This window comes from Gordonia phosphorivorans (genome assembly GCF_042432625.1).
Lineage (GTDB): Bacteria > Actinomycetota > Actinomycetes > Mycobacteriales > Mycobacteriaceae > Gordonia > Gordonia phosphorivorans.
Window position 1 is genome coordinate 1 of the sequence record NZ_JBHLWV010000023.1, and the last position, 18344, is coordinate 18344.

The following is an 18344-nucleotide window of genomic DNA, read 5'->3' on the forward strand; positions in this document are numbered from 1 at the left end:
GACCTGACACCGAACATGCTCTCAAAGCATGTTCGAACCACCATCATCCGAGGTCAGGCAGCAGAAATCGGCGATTCTATACACACATTTTGGCCTTTAACCCGCTATCGCACTGGAGTTGTCGCTCATGCACGCCCCTGACCAGCGAGGAGAACTCTCATGCGCAAGCATATGTTGCGTACGTCCATGATCGCCGCCGTGGTCGGCGCGCTCGGCGCCACCACGCTCCTCACGGGAGCGGGCTCGGCCGAGGCGGCCAAGCTGCCCAACGGCTTCAAGAAGTCCACCGGTATCGACGGCCAGGTGGTCACCATCAAGCGCACCGGCGAGCGGGCCTACCCGATGCCGTCGGTGGCCAACAACGGCGCCGGTCGCGCCGCTGCCGTCTCCGGCACCTACAAGGCCACCCTGAGCAAGGGCACCGGCACCATGAGTGTCGGGTACCTGGTCGGTTGCCAGGTGGACATTACCGGCCTGCAGGGCGGTCTGTCCGGTGGACTCACTCTGGGCGGCGCGTCGCTGAGTGGCAGCATCTCGGTGCCGTTGAAGCCTGGCCAGGTCGCGCTGATCCGCAGCGACAACATGTCCATCACCAAGGGCAAGGCCACCCTGATGGTCGACAGCTTCCACATCGACGTCCAGCAGTGCGGCGGCTACGCGTCGGCCCGCTCGGTGGTCACCGTGATGGCGGCCGACGGCATGTCCACCGAGGACGGCGTGCTCTCCGGCGACAGCGGCTTCGTGCAGTCGAGCCTGTACGGCCAGCCCTTCAGCCTCAACTGATCCGCCCCACGCGAAAAGGACCCTGACATGAAGAATCTGACCAAGCGCGTCGTGGCTCCCGTCGCCGTGGCCGGCGCCGCGATGATCGCCCTGACCGGCGTCACCGCGGGTGTGGCCGAGGCCAAGAACCTGCCGGGTGCCACCAAGACCCGCAGCTTCGACGAAGGCAGCGTCACCATCCGCCTGTTCGACGAGTCGGCGCGCATCACCCGCGCGGTGACCAACGTCCCGACCTCCCGCGAGGTGCAGGTGTCCGGCAAGGTCGCCGTCACCACCAAGGGCGGTGTCAAGGGCGGCAACATCAACGTCGGCTACCTCGTCGGCTGCCAGCTGAACTTCGGCGCCAGCGGTGGTGCCAGTGGCGGTAGAGTCGCGCCATTGCAGGACCTCGGGAAATCCGAATGGAACCCGAAGAACCAGCCCGGTGTGAGCGGCGCCTTCGCGCTGTCGCCGGGCAAGGCGGCCTACGTGCCGATCATCAAGGCCTCGATCGGCGGCAATGCGATCGACAGCTTCGACTTCAATCAGGCCCGCGGCGGCGTCGCCTACAGCCAGGAGCGCTTCGGCGTCGACGGCTGCGCGGGTCATGCCGAAGGCATGGCGAAGGTGACCTTGAAGGTCTCCACCGACACCTTCAAGGGCAATATCACCATGTACGGCAAGCCCTTCAGTCTCGGATAGCAGATGATGATCGCGCGTAAACGCACGCTGGGCCTGGTCGCTGCGGCGGCGGCCGGCGCGCTGGTCACCGGTGTCGTGACGACCAGCACCGCGGAAGCCGCACCGCTTCCGGGTGCCTCCGGCGCCAAGAAGGTCCCCGGCGGCAGTGTGTCGATCCGCCTGTTCGACGAGAGCTTCACGGTGCAGCGGCCGGTGGCTCACGTGCCGACCAGTCGCGAGGTGCACGTCTCGGGCAAGGTCCGGGTCACCACCACCGGCTCACTCAAGGGGGGCACGGTCACCACGGGCTACCTGGTCGGCTGCCAGCTCGACTTCGGCGCCACGTCGGACGGCAACATCAGCCTGACCAGTATCTCTGAGGATCAGTTCTCCACCTCGGTGCCGGGCCCGAACGGCACCCCCGTTCCGATCACCACCCCGCTGGACACCGACACCGGTGTCGGGGGCGGCTTCACGCTGGCCCCGGGTGCGGCGAAGTTCGTCCCGGTGATCAAGGCGTCGATCGGCGGCCAGCCCGTCGAGAGCTTCACCTTCACCGGCCAGCGCGGCGGGGTGGCCTACAGCCAGGAGCGCTTCGGCGTCGACGGCTGCGCGGGCTTCGCCCAGGCGCGAGCGCTCGTGAACGTGAAGGTCGCGACTGACGACTACAAGGGCAACATCACCCTGTACGGTCGGCCGTTCAGTATCGGCTGACCCCGACCCACGAACCCACAGTGCAGCCACGCCCGGATCCGGGCGTGGCCGCACTGTTCGGTAGGGACAGGGCTGCCCGTGGCAGGATCAGCGGTATGGGATCCACCGTCGACGTGAACCGGTACGACGCCAGCCACCGGGAGTGGGTGGCCGAGTCGGTCCGGAGGATCAAGGCCGAGGCCAATCGGTCGGCGGACACCAACCTGATCGCGGTGCCGCTGCCCGCCGAGTGGAACATCGACCTGTACCTGAAGGACGAGTCGACCCACCCGACCGGTTCGCTCAAGCATCGCCTCGCGCGATCGTTGTTCCTGTACGGCCTCTGTAACGGCTGGATTCGCCGAGACGCCCCGGTGATCGAAGCCTCCAGCGGGTCGACGGCGGTGTCCGAGGCGTACTTCGCCGGCCTGATCGGGGTCGGGTTCATCGCGGTGATGGCCGAGAGCACCAGCAGGCAGAAGATCGAACTCATCGAACGCGAGGGCGGCACCTGCCATCTGGTGGCCGATCCGAGTCGGGTGTACGACGTCGCCCAGCAACTGGCCGTCGAGACCGGCGGCCACTACATGGACCAGTTCACCTTCGCCGAGCGGGCCACCGACTGGCGGGGTAACAACAACATCGCCGAATCCATCTTCGCCCAGCTGGCCCTGGAACGCTTCCCGGAGCCGGAGTGGATCGTGGCCACCGCGGGCACCGGCGGCACCTCGGCGACCATCGCGCGCTATCTGGCCTATACCGGTCGGCGCACCGGGGTCTGCGTCGCCGACCCGGAGAACTCCGCATTCTTCCCGGGGTGGCAGCAGCGGGATCGGACCGTGCGGACCGACACCGGATCCCGGATCGAGGGGATCGGGCGCCAGCGTGTGGAACCCAGCTTTCTGCCCACCGCGATCGACCGGATGATGGTGGTGCCCGACGCGGCCACCATCGCCGCGCTACGGCACCTGGAAGCCGCGACCGGCCGCCGGGTCGGCGGATCCACCGGCACCGGTCTCTGGGCCGCCTACCGGCTCTGCGCCGAGATGCTCGGCGCCGGGCGCACCGGAAGTATCGTCACCCTGCTGTGCGATCCGGGTGACCGCTACCTGGACAAGTACTACTCCGACGCCTGGGTCGACGACGCCGGGCTCGACCCCGCGCCCTACCGGGCCCGCCTGGACGCGTTCTTGCGCACCGGCGAACTCCCTTAGCGGCGCGGAGCCGACGCGCTCAGCGGCGGTACTGGTCGAGGTTGGCGCCGATCTCGGCGAACAGGGCCTGATTCAGGCGGAAGGCCGTGCACACCTCGTCGACCACGCGCAGGCGCTCGTCGTCGGTCAGCCCGGCGCCGATGGCGTCGAGCTGGGCGCGGTAGGTGTCCTTGTACGGCTTGTTCTTGCCGATCTCGGCGAAGTCGTAGAACGACAGGCCCTTGCCCTCGAGCTCGAAGGCCCGGTTCAGCAGGGTGCCGATGGCCTGGCCGCCGGACAGGTCGCCCAGGTAGCGCGTGTAGTGGTGGGCCACGTACAAGCCCGCCCACGAGGTCGACTCGGTGATGGCCTCGACGTAGGCGCTGGCGGCCGCCGACTCGATCGAGTGGCTTTCGCCCGGGGCCCAGTGGTCGATGTCCGAGTCGATCGCGGCGAGGCGCTCGAGTCCGGCGTCGAAGATCGGTGCGACCAGGGGGGCGGCGGCCAGGTCGCGTCCCACGCTCTCCAGCGCGGCGTACACCGGGCGCAGAGTGCGGAGGTAGACGGCGTAGCCGGCTTCATTGACGCGGCCGCCGAGCAGCGCGTCGATGAAGGCGGACTGTTCGGCCTGGTCGTGTTCCAGTGCGGAACCCTGCTTCATCGCCGCAGACAGGGGCAGCTTGACGAGCTCAGACGGGGCGAGCGAGGTGGTGGTCATGGGGTGGTCTCCTCGAAGCTGATGCGGGTGCGTGGCACCCTCTTGAGGTAAGGGTAACCTCTCCGACGAAACACGCCGTCGCCCGCACCCCGGAAAACCGGGGGCGGGCGACGGCGTGTCGGTCGAACGATCTACCGCGAGTGACGCGGTCCGTCGGCGGGCGGGAAGCCCTCGGGTGCCGGGGTCGGCAGACCGCCGCTCAGGGGAGCGGTCGGCGCCGCGCCGGCGGTCGGAGCGGCCAGCAGGTCGCGGATCTCGGTGAGCAGGCCCACCTCGGTCTCCTCGGCCTCTTCCTCGGAGGAGGCGCCGCGACGCAGTGCGGCCAGCTCGTTGAGCTTGTTGTACGGCACGATGATGATGAAGTAGACGACCGCGGCGACGATCAGGAAGTTGATGCCGGCCGCGATCACCGCGCCGAAGTCCATCGTGGTCGCCGGTGCGCCGTCGCGCAGCTGGAACGACAGACCGCAGACCTGCACGGCGGCGCTCTGCGCCTCGCCCGAGTTGTCGGCGACGGTCTGGCCGCAGTCCTGACCGGTCGGAATCGCAGCGAGCAACGGCGCGATGATCTTGTCGGTGAACGCGGTGACGATCGCGGTGAAGGCGGCGCCGATGATGACGGCGGTGGCCAGCTCGACGACGTTCCCCCGAAGGATGAATTCCTTGAATCCCTTTAGCACGGGCATGAGTGTAACTCAGTGAAATACCAGAGTGAGGGCATTTGCCAGGCCTGCGGCGGCCACGCGGCGGGCCGACTTCTCCTCCACGGCGAGCAGGACGGGTTCGGCGGGAACGGCGACGACGGCCCCCGCGGCCAAGATCTGTGCCTGCTCGTCGATCACGTCCACCACGTCCCCGGTGCGCAGTAGCCCGGCCATTTCCGGGTCGGCGGGGCGCACCGACACCAGGCGTGCGCGTGGGTCGCCGGTGAGCGCCGCCGGCAGGCGCGACGAGAGCAGTCGGGAGGCGGTGACGGCCTCGCCGCGCGTCACCGCCCCGGTCACGGTGCCGCCGACGGCCGCGGTCGTCTCGCGCAGCGTGCCGGGTAGCGCGCTGCCCGCCGGGACCCGGGCGAGGTTCACGTCGCCCGCGCCGAGGACCTGCCCCGGGCGCAGGTCGTGCGCGGCCACCACCACCGGGTCGGTGCGCACCTGGCTGCGATCGATTGCCAACACCGCCGCCGCGCACGCCAGCAGGGCCACGGCGGCGACGCGCCGCAAGGTCACGACGCGCAGATGCGGCGAACGCGGTCGGCGAAACCGTATCGGCTGGTGCATACCGGGAAAACTAGCTCCGTCGGGGCCGGTCTCGATACCGCCGATCCACAGGCCGGCGGCGTCGATGACAGGATGTCCACATGGCAGCGCTGAAATTCACTGGACGTTTCAAGGGCTGGATCGCCCGCGATGTGAGCGGCGGGATCCTGTTGTTCACCGCCGCCGTGGTGGCGCTGATCTGGGCCAATTCGCCGTGGCGGGACAGCTACGCGTCGCTGCTGGCCATCGAGGTGGGGCCGTCGGCTCTGCACCTGAACCTGTCGCTGTCGCAGTGGGCCGCCGACGGTCTGCTCGCGATCTTCTTCTTCGTCGTCGGCATGGAGCTCAAGCACGAGTTCGTGGCCGGCAGCCTGCGCAACCCGCGGCGAGCCGGGGTGCCGGTGGCCGCCGCGGTGGGCGGCATGGCGGTGCCCGCGCTGTGCTACCTGGCGATCGTCGGTCCCGCCGCGCCCGACGCGACGCACGGTTGGGCGATTCCGGCCGCCACCGACATCGCCTTCGCCCTGGCCGTGCTCGCCGTCTTCGGGCGCGGCCTGCCGATCGCCCTGCGGGTGTTCCTGATGACGCTCGCCGTGGTCGACGACCTGCTCGGCATCATCGTGATCGCCACGGTGTACACCGAGACGATCGACTTCGGAATGCTGGCCGCGGGCCTGGCATGCGTGGTGGTCTTCGGCGTGCTGGTGCGTCAGCGGCTGGTGCTGTGGTGGGTGCTCGGGCCGATCGCCCTGGTCGCCTGGGCGTTCGTGCACGCCTCGGGTGTGCACGCGACGGTCGCCGGTGTCCTGCTGGGCTTCACGGTTCCCGCGGTGGCGCGCTTCGGGGAGATCCTGCCGCGCACCATCACCGGCAGCCGTGCGCTGACGCCGTGGTCATCGGGCGTGGCGTTGCCGCTGTTCGCGTTCGCCGCGGCGGGCGTCACCGTCGTCGGCACCAGCGACCTGGTGCAGCCGGTCAGTATCGGCATCGTGGTGGCGTTGGTGGTCGGGAAGGTGACGGGCGTGCTGGGCACCACGTGGCTGGTGACCCGCGTGACGCCGCTGCGGCTGCCCGACGCGATCGGCCTGCGCGATCTCCTGCCGATCGGCCTGCTGTGCGGCATCGGGTTCACGGTGGCCCTGCTGATCGCCGAGTTGTCGTTCACCGGCGGCGAGGCCGAGAGCCACACCGCGGCCGCGAAGGTCGGTATCCTGGTGGGCTCGCTGCTGGCGGCCGCCCTGGGCGCCGTGCTGCTGCGCTGGAACGCCAAGCACCCGCGCGAAGCGGACATGAACCGCGACGGCCTGGTCGACACCAACACCCGCGTCATCGAGTGATCAGGGGAGCGGCACCTTCTGCTCGCGCGCCGGGGGACCGGTGTAGGTCTCCCAGAAGGTGGCGCCCTTGATGCCGAGTTCAGCAGGCCGGAAGACCGGGTCCACCCCGGCCTTGCGCTGTCGTTCGTAATCGCGCAGGGCCTTCAACGCCGGCCGTTGCAGCACCAGGATGCCGATCAGGTTGAGCCACGCCATCGTGCCGACGCCGATGTCGCCGAGGGTCCACGCCTGCTCGGCGGTGGCGATCGCGCCGTACACCACCGAGGCCAGGATGACGGCCTGCAAGAGGATCTGCAGGTTGTCGCCGACCGTGCTGCGCAGCGGGCGGATGTACAGCTTGGCCTTCTCGCCCAGCATGAACCGCAGGTTCACCTCGGCCATGTAGTAGTAGGCGACGATGGTGGTGAAACAGAAGAAGGCCAGCGAGATCGCCACGAACGAGGCGCCCGCGCCCGCCCACATGCTGTCGAAACCGTGCTGAACATAGCCCGCGCCCACCTCTGCCTGGCCGGGGACGTGCGCAGGCAGGCCCCCGCCGTCGACCATCACGCCGCCGGTCTCGGCTTCGCCGTTGAACACCCGGTAGGCACCGGTCGCGAGGATCAGGAAACCGGTGGCCGAGCAGACGAACAGGGTGTCGATGTAGACGGCGAAGGCCTGCACCAGGCCCTGCTTGGCAGGGTGGCTCACCTCTGCCGCGGCGGCCGCGTGCGGACCGGTGCCCTGGCCGGCCTCATTGGAGTAGATGCCGCGCTTGACGCCCCACATGATGGCCGAGCCGAGGATCGCGCCGAAGGCGGCGTCGGCGCCGAACGCGCTGGAGAACACCAGGCGGAGCACCTCTGGGATGTCTCCGATGTTCAGCAGCACCACGATCAGCGCCAGCGCGATGTACACCGTCGCCATCACCGGCACGACGATCGCGGCGAACGCGGCGATGCGCTTGACGCCGCCGATGATGACGAAGCCGAGCAGCGCCGCGGTGATGGTGCCGACCACCCACTTCTCCACGCCCCACGCGTTGTTCATCGAATCGGAGATCGAGTTGGCCTGGATGTTGGGCATCAGGACACCGCAGGCGATCAGCGTGACCAGGGCGAAAATCCACCCGTACACCTTGAACGCGCCGCGGGCGCGGGTGTGCGCCATGGCCCCGCGGAAGTAGAACGCCGGTCCGCCGCGGTATTCGCCGGTCACCGCGTCGCGCGTCTTGTAGATCTGGCCGAGGGTGCATTCGACGAACGACGTGGAGGCGCCGAGGAACGCCATGCCCCACATCCAGAACAGCGCGCCCGGACCGCCGAAGGCGATGGCGGTGGCCACGCCCACGATGTTGCCCGCGCCGACGCGGCCGGCCAGCGACACCGCGAGTGCCTGAAACGACGAGATGCCGTCCTGGGACGAAGTGCCGCGCCAGATGAGGCGCACCATGTCCTTGAACAGGCGGATTTGGGCGAATCTGGTGCGGACGGAGAAATAGACCCCGGCCGCCAGGCACAGGTAGACCAGAGCGTTGCTCCAGATGTAGCCATTCAGCGTCGACAGCGTCTCGGTCATCAGATCTCCGGGTGTTCGGCTGCTCGACCGGTGCCCCGGCCAGGGTGCGAGTGTGACATACGACGCGCCGACACGCGCGGATTCCCCGCGGGGTGCCGCCCAGGGCTGGCACTCGGAATGGGCGAGTGCCAGCAACGGTTACACTGGACGCCAGTCTTTGATTACCCGGAGGTTTTCGTGCCCACTTACAGCTATGCGTGCACCGACTGCGACAACAAGTTCGACATCCAGCAGTCCTTCTCCGACGATGCCCTGACCAAGTGCCCTCAGTGCGACGGAAAGCTGCGCAAGCTCTTCAACTCCGTGGGCGTGGTCTTCAAGGGCAGCGGCTTCTACCGGACCGACTCCCGCAAGGGTTCGGTCCCGTCGAGCAGCAGTTCGTCCTCGAGCACGTCGGACTCGTCGTCGAGCAAGTCGTCCTCGGCCTCGAGCAGCTCCGCCGCGTCCTAGCCGGCCTCGACCGGCACGAACCCGCCCGACGGCGTGAGGATCCACTGTCCACGCACGTCGTACCGGTCCTCGGGTAGTTCGCCGTCGACCACCTCGGCGTCGTGCACCACCACGGCGATCTGCCCCGGCATGTCGGTCAGCGTCCGGTCGTAGTAACCGGCCCCGCGGCCCAGCCGGACGCCGCGGCGATCCACCGCCACGGCCGGCACCAGAATCAGGGCGGCCTGCACCAGCGTGTCCGGGTCCAGGCGCTGCCCGCGGGGCTCGAGAAGATTCCAGCGTCCCTCGGCGAGAGACTGCTCGCCCCGGTAGACGCCCCACTGCAGCCGCTGTGGCTCTCCCTCGGGAACGATCGGCAGCAGCACGCGCAGCCCACGGTCGACGAGGGCGTCGAGCATCGCGGTGCCACCGGGTTCGCGCCGGGTGGGCACGTAGGCGGCGACGGTGTCGCCGGCGGCCACGTCGACGGGCAGGTTGTACATCCACTCGGCGAGGTCGCCGATGGCCTGGGACAGGACGAACGGGCTCATCGAGTCGCGTGCCGCCAACAGTTCGGTCCGCAGTGCGGCCTTGTCTGACGTGATCATCTGGGGGATCCCTTCACTCGCGTCCGATCCTGCCAGAACCGGCCAGTAAGGTGAGCTACATGTCGCAGTCGAAGATTCCGCGCACCGCAGTGGTTCCGGCGGCCGGTCTGGGTACCCGCTTCCTGCCGGCCACCAAGACGGTGCCGAAGGAATTGTTGCCCGTGGTCGATATTCCGGGCATCGAGCTGGTCGCCGAGGAAGCCAAGTCCGCGGGCGCCGAGCGACTGCTCATCATCACCTCGCCCGGCAAGGACGGCGTGGTGGCCCACTTCGTGGAAGACCTGGTGCTCGAGCGCACCCTCGCCACCCGCGGCAAGGAGGCGATGCTCGCGAAGGTGCGCAACGCGCCGTCGCTGCTGGAAGTGGCCTCGGTGATTCAGGACCGCCCGCTGGGTCTGGGCCATGCCGTCGGCTGTGTGGAGGCCGAACTCGGCGACGACGAGGACGCCGTCGCGGTGCTGCTCCCCGACGACCTGGTGTTGCCCGGCGGGGTGCTGAGCGCCATGGCGCAGACGCGGGCCCGGTATGGCGGCAGCGTGCTGTGTGCGGTGGAGGTGGACGACGCGAGCATCAGCGCCTACGGCGTGTTCGACGTGGAGGACGCCGACCCGCCCACCCCGCAGGTCAAGCGGGTCAAGGGCATGGTGGAGAAGCCGCCGGCCGCGCAGGCGCCGTCGAACCTGGCCGCCGCCGGCCGGTACATCCTGGACCGGAAGATCTTCGAGGCGCTGCGGCAGATCACGCCGGGCGCCGGCGGCGAACTGCAGTTGACCGACGCGATCGCCCTGCTCATCGAGCAGGGGGAGCCGGTGCACGTCGTCGTGCACCGTGGCACCCGACACGACCTGGGCAATCCCGGCGGCTACCTCAAGGCCGCCGTGGACTTCGCCCTGGACCGCGACGATTACGGTCCCGAACTGCGGGCCTGGCTGATCGAGCGTCTCGCGCAGTAGCGGCGCGGTTCCGCGCGCCTGCCCGCGCAGGCGGCGACCGATGACTAACGTCGATTCCAGCACGCCTGTGGACGCCGGACGGATCGGCGGTGAGGAGAAGACATGCGCTCGGTGCAGGACCATTTGAGCCTGGTGGCGGCCTCGGTGGTGGCACCCAAGCCGGTCCAGGTGGCCATCTCCGAGGCGCAAGGTCTGTTGTGCGCCGAGGAAGTGGTCACCACGGAACCGTTGCCCGGTTTCGATCAGGTCGCCGTGGACGGTTACGCCGTTCGCGCGGTGGACGTGGCGTTGGCCGGTACCCCCGCTCCGGCGGAGATGGCCGACGTGGACGCCGGTGACCTGGAGGTGACCCGGCCCGACGACAGCGACGACCTGGTGGTGCATCTGCCGGTGGTCGGCGAGGTGGTCGCCGGCTCGCGCACACCGATTCGACTGCAGCCCGGCCAGGCCGTCCGGGTCTCCACCGGCGCACCCACGCCGACCCTGGCCGATGCGGTGGTGCCGCTGCGCTGGACCGACGGCGGCGCCCAGCGCGTGATGATCGGGCACGGCGTCGACAGCGGCGACTATGTGCGACGCATCGGCGACGACGTGGTGCCCGGCGACATCGCGGTGCGCGAGGGCACCGTGATCGGACCGGCCCAGGTGGGTCTGCTGGCGGCCGTCGGCCGGGCCCGGGTGCTGGTGCATCCGCGCCCGCGCGTGGCGGTCATCACCGTCGGCGACGAACTGGTCGACATCGATCGCGTTCCCGGCCCCGGTCAGGTCTTCGACGTCAACAGCTATGCGCTGGCGGCCGCCGCGCGCGACGCCGGCGCCGATGTGCATCGGGTGGGCGTGGCGGTGCGCGACAAGGATCGGTTGCGCGAGGTGGTCGAGGCCCAACTGATCCGCTCCGAGATCGTCGTGCTCTGCGGCTCGGTCGGCGGGCAGGCCTCGCAGGAGGTCGCCGAGGCGCTCGCCGATCTCGGTGACATGGAGATCGGGCGGATCGCCATGCACCCCGGATCGGTGCAGGGCTTCGGTCTGCTCGGCCGCGACGAGATCCCCACGTTCTGGCTGCCCGCCAATCCGGTGAGCGCGCTGGTCACCTTCGAGGTGATGGTTCGACCGCTCATCCGGATCGCCCTGGGCAAGCGCCAGCCGCGTCGGCGCACCGTCACCGCCCGCACCATCGGCCCGATCGCCTCGGTGGCCGGCCGGACCGGCTATCTGCGCGGACAGCTGATGCGCGACGAGCGGTCGGGCGAGTACCTGGTGCAGGTGATCGGCGAATCCCCCACGGGCACATCGCATCTGCTCGCCGAACTGGCCGACGCGAACTGCCTCATCGTGGTGGACGAGGACGTGGAGGAGTTGGAGACCGGCGACCGGGTCGAGGTCATGTTCCTGGCCCAGCGCGGGTGATCGACCCGGAGTGTTCGCCGATTAGACTCCTCCCATGCTGAGATGGTTCGTCGACTCGCCGCGCAGCCCGGGGTGGCCGACGACGCTGGGGCCGCTGCGGGTCAACGCCGGGGTGGTGACGGTGCGGCCGGTGCGCATGCGCGACGGCAGGGAGTGGAGTCGGCTGCGGATCAAGAACCAGAACAGTCTGCTGCCGTGGGAACCCACCGGCGTGGGGCCGTGGGATCGGCGCCATCATCATTCGGCGTGGGCGCCGCTGCATTCGGTGCTCAAGTCCGAAGCCAAGCACGGCACGGTGCTGCCCTTCGTCATCGAGGTGGACGGGCGTTACGCCGGCCAACTGACCGTGGGGAACATCCAGCGCGGCGCGGTGCGCAGCGCCTGGATCGGTTACTGGGTGGACGTGGACTTCAGCGGGCAGGGCGTCGCCTCCGCCGCGGTGGCGCTGGGGGTGGATCACTGCTTCGGCCCGGTGGGACTGCATCGTCTGGATGCCACCGTGCAACCGGCCAACGGGGGTTCCCGAGCCGTGCTCGGCAAGGTGGGTTTCCGCGAGGAGGGCCTGCTCAAGCGGTACATGGACGTCAATGGCCGGTGGCGCGATCATCTGCTGTTCGCCCTCACCGTGGAGGAAGTGGTCGACAGCGCGGTGGACACCCTCGTGCGAGCCGGCCGGGCCACTAGAATCGACCCATGACGACGATTCGTCCGTTCCTCATGTTCCAGGGCGGGGTGGCCCAGGCCGCGACCGACCTGTACGTCTCCGCCTTCGGCGGCACCGTCGTGGCGTCGACGCCGCACGCCCCGCCGCAGAGCGGCATCCAGCTGGCCGAGCTGGACCTGAAGGGGCAGCGTGTCCTGGTCAGCGACAGCGCGGTCGATCACGGCTTCGACTTCACGCCGTCGACGTCGTTGTTCGTCGACTGCGCGGATCGGGCCGAACTCGAGCGGCTGGTCCAGACGCTCGGTGCCGACGGCGCCACGCTGATGCCGCTGGGCGACTACGGCTTCTCGTCGGCGTTCGCCTGGGTCGCCGACCGCTTCGGCGTCTCCTGGCAGCTCAACCTGCCCTGATCCGCCGTCTCGGGCGCGCGGCGTCGGCGGTCGGTCAGGCGGTGCGACGACGCAGCGTCACCGCGCCCAGCGCCAGTGCCGCCACGGCGAACGCGGCCAGAATGCCGATGTCGCGCCAGAGCAGACCGGTCGGTGCGGCGTGGTCGCGGATCTCCTGCAGGGCCTGCACCGCATAGGTCAACGGCATCACGTCGGACAGGTACTGCATCCAGTCGGGCATCTGGGTGCGCGGCACGAACAGACCGCAGACGAACAGCTGCGGGAAGACGATGGCCGGCATGAACTGGACCGCTTGGAACTCGGTTTGGGCGAAGGCGCTGCACAGCAGGCCCAAGGCGACGCCGAGCACGCCGATCAGGATGCACACGCCGATCACACCGCCCACGGACCCGGCGATGGTGAGGTCGAAGGCGCCGAAGGCCAGCCAACAGGTGAGTGCCGCCTGGACCGCGGCGAACAGCGCGAAGGCCAGCGTGTAGCCGCCCATCAGTGCGCCCTTGCTGATCGGGGTGGCCAGCACGCGCTCCAGCGTTCCGGAGCTGCGTTCGCGGAGCATGGCGATCGAGGTCACCAGGAACATCGCGATGAACGGGATGATCCCGAGCATCGCGGTGGCGACCCGGTCGAAATGGGTGGGCTGGCCGGGAGCCAGCGGCATCGCCGCGAACATGTAGTACAGCAGCACCAACATCACCAGCGGGATGGCCAGCAGCATGACGATGGTGCGGGGGTCGGCACGCAGCTGCTGCAAGACGCGCAGGCCGGTCGCGGCGGTGGTGCGTACGTGGTTCATGCCGACGCCCCCTTCTCGGTGATGATCTTCAGGAAGGCCTCGTCGAGGCTCTGCTCGCCGGTCCGTGCGCGCATCTCCGCCGCGGTGGTGGTGGCCACCAGCGCGCCGTCGCGCAGCAGGATCAGGCCGTCGCAATGGTCGGCCTCGTCCATCACGTGGCTCGACACCAGCAGCGTGGTGCCGGCATCGGCGAGGCCGCGGAAACGCTGCCACAGGTCCGCGCGCAGGACCGGATCCAGGCCCACCGTCGGTTCGTCGAGGATCAGCAGATCGGGGCGGCCGACGAGGGCGCTCGCGATGGAGACTCGGCGCAGCTGCCCGCCGGAGAGGTTCTTGGCGCGCTGCCCGGCGAGGTCGACGAGGTCGACGGCGGCCAGGGCCTCGTCGACGTTGGCCGTCGAGTCGGTCAACCGGGCGAAGTAGGTGATGTTCTGGTGCACGGTGAGATCGGTGTAGACGGAGGCGGCCTGCGTCACGTAGCCGATCCGCGACCGGAGGGCCGCCGAGCCCGCGGGCAGGCCCAGCACGGTGACCGTGCCCCGCACATTGCGTTGCGACCCGATCACGGCGCGCATGAGGGTGGTTTTGCCGCAGCCGGAGGGCCCCAGGAGGCCGGTTATCGAGCCGCGGGGCACCACCGCGTTCACGTCGGCCACGGCCAGGTGTGTGCCGCGTCGCACACTGACGCTGCGGAGCTCGATTGCGTTCTCGGTCACACCTTCACGGTAGCAGCTGAGAATTCGCTGGGGGTGCGGCGCGCCTGAGCGATCCCCGGGCCGTCCGCACCTAGGTTGAAGTGTGGTCGCGTGTCAGCAAATCGGAACAGAATCGGAGGTCGTGCGGTGAATTCGTCGGTGTTGTGGATCTTCCTCATCGTGGCATGGCTGTTCATTCTGCTGCCGATGGTGCTGCGCGGGCGGCCCGAAGTCCGCAAGACCACCCAGGCGGCGGCCAACACACGGCTGCTCCATCGCGGTGGGCAGCGGGCGGCGGTGGTCCATCGTTCCGCGGGACGGCACCCGAGCAACCCCGACTACGTGCGCAAGCCCGCGCGCACCGAGCCGACCCTCAAGCGGGCCGTTCTCGAGGAGACCCCCATGGACGAAGCGGTAAACGACAAGGCCGTCGCGGACGAGATCCTCGCGGAAGAGGTTGTCGCAGAAGAGGTCCTCGCAGAAGAGGTCCTCGCAGAAGAGGTCCTCGCAGAAGAGGTCATCGCCGGGGACGTGGTCGCGGAGGAGACCGCCGCCGAGGTGACCGACGTGCTGGATGCGGTCGAGGCGCCGGACGACGACATCCTGGATGTCGAGACCGTCGAGGAGCCCGCCGACGCCGACGCAGAACTTGACGAAGCCGACGATCTCGACGACGAGTACGAGGACGACGCCGACGTCGGCGAATTGGACGACGAGGATCTCGACGACGAACTCGACGAGCTCGACGACGTGGACGATCTCGACGACGAGTTGGACGACGTGGAGGACGACGAGGTCCAGGCGCGCCCGGCGGCCAAGCCGCGCGAACTGCGCGGCCGGGCGTACGCGCCCGAGGCGATCGCCGAGCGCGACGCCCATCGCTACCGTGAGCGTCAGCGCATCGTCGCCGGGCTGACGGTGGCCACCGTGCTGGCCATCGCGAGCTGCTTCTTCTGGCAGCCGTACGGCTTCCTCGCCACGGGCGTGATGGTGGTCCTGTCCGGCCTGTACCTGTACTTCCTGCGGCGCACGGCCCTGGCCGAGCAGCAGTACCGCGCCCAGCGCAATGCCCGACTGCGGCGGCACGCTGCCGAGGATGAGCGTCTGCGGCGCGAGCAGGCCGAGGACGTCGCGCTGCGGCCGGCGGCGCCGGTACGACGTCGTCCGGGCGGCATGGTGGTGCTGGAGATCGACGACGAGGATCCGTCGTTCGATCATCTGCCGACCTACGACTTCGAGTACGCCGAGGACGCGCCGGTCACCGATGATTACCGGTACGCGGTCTAAGGTGGGGGATATGAGCGGATTGACTGGCGATTGGTACTACGACGTCTCCACCGGTGAAGTGAGCCAGGGGAAGGCGACCCACGCCCTGACCCGTATGGGCCCGTACGCCTCGGAGGACGAAGCCCGTCGCGCCCTGGAGATCGCCGCCGAGCGCAACGCCGCGGCCGACGCCGAGGACGAAGACTAGAGCGGTTCGGGGCCGATTTCGGCGCCGTCTCACACGTCGATCGCCTCGCGGTGGTCGACGATCCACTGCTTGCTGGCGGCGACCGCCCGGCACAGCGCCACTCGTTCGCCGAGGTAGGCCGCCGGCCCGCCGATCAGGGGTAGCCACATCAGGTAGCCGAACACCCGCGGTGCCTGCGGTCGTGCGCCGAGCGCCTTGGTGAGGCTGCGCAGGCCCGTGGCGATGTCCCACATGCCCTTCAGCACGGCCTTGGCCAGCGCCGGTCCGCTCTGCGGAAACTCTTGCCGCGCAACGGGTGTGGAGTCCGATGCGGCCAGTTCCCGGCCGAAGAGCACCGACCCCAGCATGGCGATCTGATCCGAGCGGTCCACCACGCCGTACTCGCGGCCCACCGCCAGCACCATCAGGGCCTGGCTGGCGGCCCCGAGGAACGCGCCGATGGGCACCTTCTTGGTCCACGCCCCGAACATGCTCGGGAAGGCGACGGCCACGGTGTTCACCGCGCCGATGCGCCCCACCCACCAGTCGGCGCGTTCATTGCGGCTGAGCGCCTCCCAGCCGGCCGTTCCGGGCCAGTCCGACACCTGCAGCGCGGTCGCCGCGGCGTCAGCGACGGAGGTGGGGATGCGGTCCCAGGCGCGGGCATGTGTCCGTGGCTTCAGGTCGAAGGGGTCGCTGTTGGCCAGGATGTCGAGAATGGGATCGGCGACCGCTGCGGTGCGGTCGAGGATCGTCACGATCTGCGCGTCGCTCATTGCCATGCGGTCGACGGTACCGGCCCCGCGCGCGGGCCCGATTTTTCGGTACGGGAGCGCCGCTGTTAAACTGGTCCACGGTTCTTCCGCGGGGCAACCCGAGGATGACTACGGGGCTATGGCGCAGTTGGTAGCGCGACTCGTTCGCATCGAGTAGGTCGGGAGTTCGATTCTCCCTAGCTCCACCGACAAGGTCGGGCCCGGAAGCGATTTCCGTGCCCGACCTTCTCTCTTCTTCGCGCCGCGCTCGGCCGCCGCGCACCCCCTCCCGATCTCGTGTCGCGACCCGTCCTTCGTGTCGCCGTGCTGCAGCTCCGGCGACACGAGGCACGGGTCGCGACACGGCGGCAGGGGTGTGGGGCGTGGGGGAGCGGGCGGGCTGGCTGGTCCACCAAACACTCACGCCGCCTGCCCGAGTGGGCAAGCGGCGTGAGTGTCCTCCGACAGGATGGCGGCTGTATCAGGCGCCGAAGCCGATGGTCACGGCGATGTGCAGCAGGTCGCCGCCGAAGATGGTGACGTCGTTGAAGAACTGGGTGAGAGCCGGGAACATGTGGTGTCCTTTCGAAGTTCGTTTCACATCGGTCGATGTGCCAAAAGCGTTACACGCCAACGCCTTTGAAGGAAGTTAGCCTACCCTAAGTCACAATCGGTGCCGATTGTGACGGGCGACACGAACAAGGAATTTTCGGCGCCGACCAGCGCGGATTCGCGGGCCGTCTCGGGTCGGTGCAGGTCGGGGTCGAGTGGGCGTCACGCACTGTTAACGCGCGACATTCGGCGTTCATCGCCGAAACTCCCAGCAAGTCTTAAGCATTGCTTGAGGTCTGCCATACTTGTGCGATCCTCGATCCTGATGCGAGGCAGGCCTTTGAGGAGTGCGGTGGACAAGCAGCGGCAGTGGATGGATCTCGGGCGCATCCGGAGAATCGGGATCTTCTCGTGGTCGGTGCTCGGTGCGATCGCCTTGGTGGTGATCGCGGCCCTGGCCATCGGTGCGGTCAGCGGAATTCTGGTGCCCCTCGCGATCGCGGTGATTCTCGGGGTGGTGCTCGAGCCGATGGTCGATTTCCTTGTGCGGCACAAGGTTCCGGCGGCGCTGGCCCCGGTGATCACGCTCCTGACGGCGCTGGTGGTGCTGGTGGCCGTCATCGTGATCGTGGCCCGCGGATTCGTGGATCAGTGGTCGGAGATTCAGCGGCAGCTGTTGCTCGGCTGGGACAGCCTGACGGCCTGGCTCGTGTCCCTGGACATCGACGACGCGTGGCTGGAGAACGCCCGGACCGCGGTGGAGGACCTGGCTCCCGCGGTGGGGCAGGGCGTGCTGGGGGCGGTCTCGTCCACCGTCTACGGCGCGATCTCGGCGATCATGGGTACGTTCTTCGCGGTCTTCTTCCTGTTCTTCGTCCTGCGCGACGGTAAGCGCTTCGCCGACTGGCTGTCGACGTCGACCCGGCTGGACCGGGAGACCGTCGCCGAGGTCACCGAGATCTCCCGCCAGTCGATCCGCGGCTACTTCCGCGGCACGGCCATCACGGCGCTGCTGACGGCGCCGATCTTCATGGTGCCGCTCTTGCTGCTCGGGGTGCCGTTGGCGATCCCGATCTTCATCCTCTACTTCGTGCTGTCCTTCGTCCCGTTCCTCGGGGCGTGGATCGCCGGCGGCTTCGTGGTGCTCATCGCCTTCGGGTCCGGCGGCACCACGGCGGCGCTCATCATGGCCGTCACCTTCCTGATCTCCAACGGCACCATCCAGAGCGCGGTCAGCTCCTGGGCGCTCGGCTCATCGCTGCGACTGCACCCCATCTCCGTCCTGCTGGCGACCATCATCGGCGGTACCGTGGCCGGCCTGCTGGGCATGGTGCTGGGAGCGCCGGTGCTCTCGGCGGTGCTCAAGTCCGTCGAGGCGGTGTCCCGACGGCGTGCGGCCTCGGCGGCCGCCGAGGACGGTCGCTAGCG

The 18344-nt window shown here is 68.9% G+C and carries 21 protein-coding genes and 1 tRNA gene; 14 read left to right on the plus strand and 8 right to left on the minus strand.

Annotation, left to right across the window (positions count from 1 at the left end; translation table 11 throughout):
- Positions 1-159 precede the first annotated feature (159 nt).
- From ACFFJD_RS13180 to ACFFJD_RS13195, 4 genes are all read left to right on the plus strand, one after another.
- A complete protein-coding gene (locus ACFFJD_RS13180; protein WP_382364867.1) occupies positions 160-783 on the plus strand; it encodes an MspA family porin in 624 nt (207 codons plus the stop codon).
- Positions 784-810: 27 nt separating this feature from the next.
- Positions 811-1464 carry an MspA family porin gene (locus ACFFJD_RS13185; protein ID WP_382364869.1) on the plus strand — a complete coding sequence of 218 codons (654 nt, stop codon included), beginning with the start codon at positions 811-813 and terminating at the stop codon, positions 1462-1464.
- 3 nt (positions 1465-1467) lie between these two features.
- On the plus strand, positions 1468-2157 hold the full coding sequence (locus tag ACFFJD_RS13190) for an MspA family porin (RefSeq protein ID WP_382364871.1): 690 nt from the start codon (positions 1468-1470) through the stop codon (positions 2155-2157).
- Positions 2158-2252: 95 nt separating this feature from the next.
- Entirely contained in the window at positions 2253-3350 is a 1098-nt protein-coding gene (locus tag ACFFJD_RS13195; protein ID WP_382364873.1) for a PLP-dependent cysteine synthase family protein, read from the plus strand.
- A 19-nt stretch (positions 3351-3369) separates the two neighbouring features.
- Here the strand turns inward: ACFFJD_RS13195 and ACFFJD_RS13200 are convergent, their stop codons facing one another.
- The 3 genes from ACFFJD_RS13200 to ACFFJD_RS13210 form a co-directional block, all read right to left on the minus strand.
- Positions 3370-4047, minus strand: a complete 678-nt coding sequence (locus tag ACFFJD_RS13200) for a biliverdin-producing heme oxygenase (protein ID WP_382364875.1) — start codon at positions 4045-4047, stop codon at positions 3370-3372.
- Between the two features lie 131 nt (positions 4048-4178).
- Entirely contained in the window at positions 4179-4733 is a 555-nt protein-coding gene (mscL, locus tag ACFFJD_RS13205) for a large conductance mechanosensitive channel protein MscL (RefSeq protein ID WP_382364877.1), read from the minus strand.
- Positions 4734-4742: 9 nt separating this feature from the next.
- On the minus strand, positions 4743-5324 hold the full coding sequence (locus ACFFJD_RS13210) for an SAF domain-containing protein (RefSeq protein ID WP_382364879.1): 582 nt from the start codon (positions 5322-5324) through the stop codon (positions 4743-4745).
- Between the two features lie 80 nt (positions 5325-5404).
- Here ACFFJD_RS13210 and nhaA point away from each other — a divergent pair, with 80 nt between their 5' ends.
- Positions 5405-6640 carry a Na+/H+ antiporter NhaA gene (gene nhaA, locus ACFFJD_RS13215; RefSeq protein WP_382364881.1) on the plus strand — a complete coding sequence of 412 codons (1236 nt, stop codon included), beginning with the start codon at positions 5405-5407 and terminating at the stop codon, positions 6638-6640.
- On the opposite strand, the gene ACFFJD_RS13220 is transcribed toward nhaA, so the two are convergent.
- On the minus strand, positions 6641-8197 hold the full coding sequence (locus ACFFJD_RS13220) for an alanine/glycine:cation symporter family protein (protein WP_382364883.1): 1557 nt from the start codon (positions 8195-8197) through the stop codon (positions 6641-6643).
- A gap of 177 nt (positions 8198-8374) precedes the next feature.
- On the opposite strand from ACFFJD_RS13220, the gene ACFFJD_RS13225 reads away from it, so the two are divergent.
- Entirely contained in the window at positions 8375-8647 is a 273-nt protein-coding gene (locus ACFFJD_RS13225; RefSeq protein ID WP_382364885.1) for an FmdB family zinc ribbon protein, read from the plus strand.
- Here the strand turns inward: ACFFJD_RS13225 and ACFFJD_RS13230 are convergent.
- Positions 8644-9231, minus strand: a complete 588-nt coding sequence (locus ACFFJD_RS13230; RefSeq protein ID WP_382364988.1) for a 5-formyltetrahydrofolate cyclo-ligase — start codon at positions 9229-9231, stop codon at positions 8644-8646. The genes ACFFJD_RS13225 and ACFFJD_RS13230 overlap by 4 nt on opposite strands.
- A 62-nt stretch (positions 9232-9293) precedes the next feature.
- Here ACFFJD_RS13230 and ACFFJD_RS13235 point away from each other — a divergent pair, with 62 nt between their 5' ends.
- The 4 genes from ACFFJD_RS13235 to ACFFJD_RS13250 all read left to right on the plus strand — a co-directional run bounded on the left by ACFFJD_RS13235 (position 9294) and on the right by ACFFJD_RS13250 (position 12668).
- Positions 9294-10187 carry a UTP--glucose-1-phosphate uridylyltransferase gene (locus tag ACFFJD_RS13235; protein WP_382364887.1) on the plus strand — a complete coding sequence of 298 codons (894 nt, stop codon included), beginning with the start codon at positions 9294-9296 and terminating at the stop codon, positions 10185-10187.
- Between the two features lie 102 nt (positions 10188-10289).
- Complete coding sequence (glp, locus tag ACFFJD_RS13240) at positions 10290-11594, plus strand: molybdotransferase-like divisome protein Glp (protein ID WP_382364889.1); 1305 nt, start codon at positions 10290-10292, stop codon at positions 11592-11594.
- Positions 11595-11628: 34 nt separating this feature from the next.
- Complete coding sequence (locus ACFFJD_RS13245) at positions 11629-12291, plus strand: GNAT family N-acetyltransferase (protein ID WP_382364891.1); 663 nt, start codon at positions 11629-11631, stop codon at positions 12289-12291.
- Positions 12288-12668 (plus strand): VOC family protein, encoded by a 381-nt coding sequence (locus ACFFJD_RS13250; protein ID WP_382364893.1) that lies wholly within the window; start codon positions 12288-12290, stop codon positions 12666-12668. The genes ACFFJD_RS13245 and ACFFJD_RS13250 overlap by 4 nt, the downstream gene beginning before the upstream one ends.
- Positions 12669-12702: 34 nt before the next feature.
- On the opposite strand, the gene ACFFJD_RS13255 is transcribed toward ACFFJD_RS13250, so the two are convergent.
- Both ACFFJD_RS13255 and ACFFJD_RS13260 read right to left on the minus strand, forming a co-directional pair.
- The gene (locus ACFFJD_RS13255) at positions 12703-13461 is read right to left on the minus strand and encodes an ABC transporter permease (RefSeq protein ID WP_382364895.1); all 759 of its coding nucleotides are present in this window, start codon (positions 13459-13461) and stop codon (positions 12703-12705) included.
- Positions 13458-14177, minus strand: a complete 720-nt coding sequence (locus tag ACFFJD_RS13260; RefSeq protein WP_382364897.1) for an ABC transporter ATP-binding protein — start codon at positions 14175-14177, stop codon at positions 13458-13460. Before ACFFJD_RS13260 ends, ACFFJD_RS13255 begins: the two co-directional genes overlap by 4 nt.
- 126 nt (positions 14178-14303) lie before the next feature.
- Here ACFFJD_RS13260 and sepX point away from each other — a divergent pair, with 126 nt between their 5' ends.
- Both sepX and ACFFJD_RS13270 read left to right on the plus strand, forming a co-directional pair.
- Positions 14304-15443: a divisome protein SepX/GlpR gene (gene sepX, locus ACFFJD_RS13265; protein WP_382364899.1), complete on the plus strand. Its 1140-nt coding sequence runs from the start codon at positions 14304-14306 to the stop codon at positions 15441-15443.
- 10 nt (positions 15444-15453) lie between these two features.
- Entirely contained in the window at positions 15454-15630 is a 177-nt protein-coding gene (locus ACFFJD_RS13270) for a hypothetical protein (RefSeq protein WP_382364901.1), read from the plus strand.
- 29 nt (positions 15631-15659) lie between these two features.
- Here ACFFJD_RS13270 and ACFFJD_RS13275 read toward each other — a convergent pair whose 3' ends face one another.
- Positions 15660-16391 (minus strand): hypothetical protein, encoded by a 732-nt coding sequence (locus tag ACFFJD_RS13275; protein WP_382364903.1) that lies wholly within the window; start codon positions 16389-16391, stop codon positions 15660-15662.
- Positions 16392-16497: 106 nt separating this feature from the next.
- Between ACFFJD_RS13275 and ACFFJD_RS13280 the strand changes: the two genes are divergently transcribed.
- Positions 16498-16570: transfer RNA gene (locus ACFFJD_RS13280), tRNA-Ala, on the plus strand.
- Between the two features lie 698 nt (positions 16571-17268).
- Positions 17269-18342 (plus strand): AI-2E family transporter, encoded by a 1074-nt coding sequence (locus ACFFJD_RS13285; RefSeq protein ID WP_382364905.1) that lies wholly within the window; start codon positions 17269-17271, stop codon positions 18340-18342.
- Positions 18343-18344: the final 2 nt, after the last annotated feature.

What these genes read in the sequence shown, in the direction of transcription:
- ACFFJD_RS13180 (WP_382364867.1), top strand. Translation starts at nt 160, where the DNA reads ATGCGCAAGCATATGTTGCGTACGTCCATGATCGCCGCCGTGGTCGGC.
- ACFFJD_RS13185 (WP_382364869.1), top strand. Translation starts at nt 811, where the DNA reads ATGAAGAATCTGACCAAGCGCGTCGTGGCTCCCGTCGCCGTGGCCGGC.
- ACFFJD_RS13190 (WP_382364871.1), top strand. Translation starts at nt 1,468, where the DNA reads ATGATGATCGCGCGTAAACGCACGCTGGGCCTGGTCGCTGCGGCGGCG.
- ACFFJD_RS13195 (WP_382364873.1), top strand. Translation starts at nt 2,253, where the DNA reads ATGGGATCCACCGTCGACGTGAACCGGTACGACGCCAGCCACCGGGAG.
- ACFFJD_RS13200 (WP_382364875.1), bottom strand. Translation starts at nt 4,047, where the DNA reads ATGACCACCACCTCGCTCGCCCCGTCTGAGCTCGTCAAGCTGCCCCTG.
- mscL (WP_382364877.1), bottom strand. Translation starts at nt 4,733, where the DNA reads ATGCCCGTGCTAAAGGGATTCAAGGAATTCATCCTTCGGGGGAACGTC.
- ACFFJD_RS13210 (WP_382364879.1), bottom strand. Translation starts at nt 5,324, where the DNA reads ATGCACCAGCCGATACGGTTTCGCCGACCGCGTTCGCCGCATCTGCGC.
- nhaA (WP_382364881.1), top strand. Translation starts at nt 5,405, where the DNA reads ATGGCAGCGCTGAAATTCACTGGACGTTTCAAGGGCTGGATCGCCCGC.
- ACFFJD_RS13220 (WP_382364883.1), bottom strand. Translation starts at nt 8,197, where the DNA reads ATGACCGAGACGCTGTCGACGCTGAATGGCTACATCTGGAGCAACGCT.
- ACFFJD_RS13235 (WP_382364887.1), top strand. Translation starts at nt 9,294, where the DNA reads ATGTCGCAGTCGAAGATTCCGCGCACCGCAGTGGTTCCGGCGGCCGGT.
- glp (WP_382364889.1), top strand. Translation starts at nt 10,290, where the DNA reads ATGCGCTCGGTGCAGGACCATTTGAGCCTGGTGGCGGCCTCGGTGGTG.
- ACFFJD_RS13245 (WP_382364891.1), top strand. Translation starts at nt 11,629, where the DNA reads ATGCTGAGATGGTTCGTCGACTCGCCGCGCAGCCCGGGGTGGCCGACG.
- ACFFJD_RS13250 (WP_382364893.1), top strand. Translation starts at nt 12,288, where the DNA reads ATGACGACGATTCGTCCGTTCCTCATGTTCCAGGGCGGGGTGGCCCAG.
- ACFFJD_RS13255 (WP_382364895.1), bottom strand. Translation starts at nt 13,461, where the DNA reads ATGAACCACGTACGCACCACCGCCGCGACCGGCCTGCGCGTCTTGCAG.
- ACFFJD_RS13270 (WP_382364901.1), top strand. Translation starts at nt 15,454, where the DNA reads ATGAGCGGATTGACTGGCGATTGGTACTACGACGTCTCCACCGGTGAA.
- ACFFJD_RS13275 (WP_382364903.1), bottom strand. Translation starts at nt 16,391, where the DNA reads ATGGCAATGAGCGACGCGCAGATCGTGACGATCCTCGACCGCACCGCA.